The sequence below is a fragment of the Cupriavidus sp. 8B genome (assembly GCF_054589115.1).
The window spans coordinates 1-2391 of sequence record NZ_BAAILO010000595.1; the positions used below are offsets into that span (position 1 = coordinate 1).

General features: G+C 60.4%; 2 protein-coding genes. One reads left to right on the forward strand and one right to left on the reverse strand.

Going from position 1 to position 2391, the window contains the following annotated elements:
- Window positions 1-50: 50 nt before the first annotated feature.
- Complete coding sequence (locus tag ACYP5B_RS49805; protein ID WP_459574854.1) at window positions 51-1310, forward strand: adhesin; 1260 nt, start codon at window positions 51-53, stop codon at window positions 1308-1310.
- Window positions 1311-1371: 61 nt separating this feature from the next.
- Here ACYP5B_RS49805 and ACYP5B_RS49810 read toward each other — a convergent pair whose 3' ends face one another.
- Window positions 1372-2217: a hypothetical protein gene (locus ACYP5B_RS49810; RefSeq protein ID WP_459574855.1), complete on the reverse strand. Its 846-nt coding sequence runs from the start codon at window positions 2215-2217 to the stop codon at window positions 1372-1374.
- Window positions 2218-2391 lie beyond the last annotated feature (174 nt).

Sequence of the window (2391 nt, forward strand, 5' to 3'; positions counted from 1 at the left end):
GCCGCCGCCGTGCCTCGTGCAGGGCGGCGTTCCACTAGGAGGTAGGCTAGATGTTTCTGACCGAAGCAGCGCTTCAACTATCCGTCGCGGCGATTGGCGCTGCTGTGATGATTCATAACACCAACAACCTCATTGACGACGCGTTGGCCACCGGTACTGGCCAGTACATGTCCAATGTGGCGAGTGCCGTCAATACTTACGTCTTCGACAACATGACGGTGCTCGCCGCCAGTCCGAATGGGCCGACGACGATCAATGCGGGCAGCGTATCGGCGACTGTCGCTAGCCCGCTTCACCCCACGGTGCAGGATCTGATTAACCTGAAATTGCTGCCGATCGGGTTCAGCGATACTAGCCCGCTCGGGCTGTCCTTTCGTGTGGACCTGGTGCCGACCAACTGCAGCGCGGGTCTGACGAATTGCACCATCCCTGGGAGGATGTACTCGACTACAGCATACCGTGATGCCAGCGGCAACATTCGTACCGACCAGATGGCTACGGTTGTCGCGGCCGCTGGCGTCGATGCTGGCGTGTCCTACGCGGAGAGCCCTGCGGTCATCACCGGGATGGCCGCGAGCTGGTCTGCGCCCAATCCGCTTTCGGGCGGGGACGCCGGCGTGCTGATGATGCGGGTGGGCAACACGTCGCTCCTGGCGCAGAGCATGAACCAGTTCTACAAGCGGGATGGCTCATTGAATCTGACCGGTCCGATGGACGCGAACAACCAGTCGATGAACGCGGTTGGGAACTTGCAGTCAAATGGGGCGGTATCGGCAAATGGCACCGTGACCGGAGGCGCCCTACGTTCTAATGGCGATGCTTCGGTCGCTGGGAATGCGAGCGCAAATGGTGTGTACGGAAATTACGTGCAGTCCAATGGAAGTGCGGCAGTGGCGGGGAATCTCTCTGCCGCAGGCGTCTACACAAACAGCGTGCAGTCCTATGGCGATGTGGCTTCATCAGGCTCCGTTCGTGCCAGCGGCTATCTCTATGCCGCAGGTGCCGTCGTGCCTTCCACCGGAGGCGGCGCACAGGTCTGGGATGGCTGGGGCTGCGGCGATCCGCAGGGCGCGATCCGTAGCGATCCGAACGGGCGGATTCTGTCGTGCCAGTCTGGCGTTTGGCGGGCTGCCTCAGGGGGCACGGGCATAGCCGACTTTACGGCTATGTACCATACGTGCGGCTCAGAAGCGTTCGGAGACCCGTTTGGGAATGCTTCGGGCATCGTCTACACGATCTATTACGCGAACGGGTCGAGCCGGCAATTTTTTGCCAGGGACAACGTGAATTGCAGTAGCGGCGGAGGCTGAGGTCGTTCCAATGCAAAAGAGCCGGCATTACCCGGCTCTTTTGCTATTTAGGCTTTACAGATTACTGGCATTGGAGCACGACTACGCCGGTGACGTCGCCGCTGGACGGCGTGGGCATGGCGTAGCCGATGGCGAGCAGCGGCTTAGTTTGAGAAGTACCCATAGTTTCAACGTGACGCATGAAGCCTTGGGATTGCAGAACTCCTTCTAGCGCAGTAGCGGTCGCGTTCGCGGTTGCGTGGGCGTCCGATCCGATTGCCAGATCGATAGAGAGTGAGTCTAGCGAAGCAAACTTCAGGCTGACGACGGCAGTTGCTGTATTGACCTTGCCGGGTGCGAAATTGCCGCTAACAGCAGTCGGACTCGTACTCGCAATCAGAGAGCAAGTGGCCTTTGTGTCGGGGATCAGCGGGTTTAGATCCGGAACCAGCTTGAGGGGCTTGCCCACGACATAGTGGGCGCCCTGGTTCACGCTGAAGCTCCCGATGCTGCTCGAACCGTCCGTCCAGCGACCAATAGCGAAGTCACCATTACCGGCCACGTCGACAATCTTGCCGGTCGTCAGCGAAATCAGGCTGTTGGCGTCGATCCCAATTTGCTTGTAGCCGCCTTCGGCCGTTGCCTTCTGCAGCGAACCCGGGAAAGCGTTGGAGGCGATGGACTGAAGCACCGACTTGGTAGAAGTCTCGGTTTGGGGTACGAAAACGACCGCCATCGGGTCCGCGGTGACAGTAGGCGCAGAGCCTTGCACGACGATGGTCGGGGGCGGCGGCGCTGGGGTCGGTGCCGGCGTGACTGCGGCCGGGGTCGACGAGCCACCGCCGTCGCCACCGCCACCGCAGGCAGCCAGCGCGAGGAGCGAAGCGACCGAGATCGCGGAGAGAGTCAGTTTGATCTTATTTTGCATTTTTCTTCCCTTCTAAATATTGAACACTGCGGCCCGCCCTCGGATCGCATAAGTCCATCCTACTGGCGCCACGCCAATGTCAAGGGCGCGTGCGCGTCTAGCGCCGTGCGTTCAGCGCGGCGTCGATCTTCTTGTTCGTCTTGTACTGGCTGAGCGCGTAGGTCGACCAGATTG